The sequence below is a fragment of the Xanthovirga aplysinae genome (assembly GCF_009711365.1).
Taxonomy (GTDB): Bacteria; Bacteroidota; Bacteroidia; order Cytophagales; family Cyclobacteriaceae; genus Xanthovirga; species Xanthovirga aplysinae.
Genome location: NZ_SMMB01000329.1, coordinates 1 through 1,141, shown reverse-complemented (window position 1 = coordinate 1,141; position 1,141 = coordinate 1). Strand labels below are relative to the sequence as shown.

Below are 1,141 nucleotides of genomic sequence, written 5' to 3'. Positions count from 1 at the left end.
CGGAGGTCAATCCGATCTTCAAAACCTTTCGGATGCACGGGATACACAAACCATGCGGCGCCTATTGAAGGAAAATGCCCATACTTTAGATGTGCTTGATGCGGGAACTACTATGCGATTCCTCACCGCATATTTAACTGCCACTCAGCAAGACAGAATACTAACCGGAACTGCCCGCATGTGTCAACGCCCTATTCATGTCCTTGTAGAAGCTTTAAAGGAACTGGGGGCCTCCATTAATTATTTAAAAGAAGAAGGTTATCCACCGATTCACATCAAAGGATTTCCAAAACAACAAACCCAAAACCTGAGTATTCGAGGGGATATCAGCAGTCAGTACATTTCTGCCCTGATGATGATTGCTCCATGTCTAGAAAATGGCCTAAAACTACAATTGACGGGGAAAATCGGGAGCAAGCCTTATATTGAGATGACCCGCTCTTTGATGAAATTATTTGGTGTCGAAAGCCATTGGGACAATCAAATAATTTCTATTTCTCCACAATCTTATCAACCCACTACTTACCGAATTGAATCCGACTGGTCTGGTGCCAGTTATTGGTACAGTTTTGTTGCCTTAGCAGAAGATGCTGAAATTAAACTTTTAGGACTCCGTAAAGATTCCTACCAGGGTGATATTGCTATTGCAAGAATCATGCAACAACTAGGCGTTGAATCAATTTTCGATAAAGAAGGAGTACTTCTTAGAAAGAAGGATTCTTTGAATTCGACCTCCATTGACTTTAGTGATTGTCCTGACCTAGCCCAAACCGTAGCAGTAATTTGTGCTGCCAACTCCATTCGCTGTGAAATGCGAGGCCTAGAAAGCCTCAGAATTAAGGAAACGGACCGAATTCTTGCCCTCCAAAATGAGCTCGCTAAAATTGGGGCTACCTTAATTGAAAATGAACCAGGACTTTGGGAGTTAATTCCCGCTGAAAGCTTTCACCTACCAGAGGATTTAAAGATTTCAACCTACGAAGACCACCGAATGGCTATGGCTTTTGCTCCTTTGGCAACTAAGGGTGATATCATCATTGAAGAACCTGATGTAGTTAACAAATCTTATCCCGGATTTTGGGAACACATGAAGCTAGTAGGCTTTTCTACTTCACTTAGGTAAGAATTTATTTATCTATTT

1 protein-coding gene is annotated in these 1,141 nt (G+C 41.8%); it reads left to right on the top strand.

The window, feature by feature from the left end; translation table 11 throughout:
* Nucleotides 1-1,123, top strand: a 1,123-nt coding sequence (locus tag E1171_RS00990; RefSeq protein WP_155203210.1) for a 3-phosphoshikimate 1-carboxyvinyltransferase, incomplete at its 5' end; no start/stop codon positions are given.
* Between the last annotated feature and the right edge of the window lie 18 nt (nucleotides 1,124-1,141).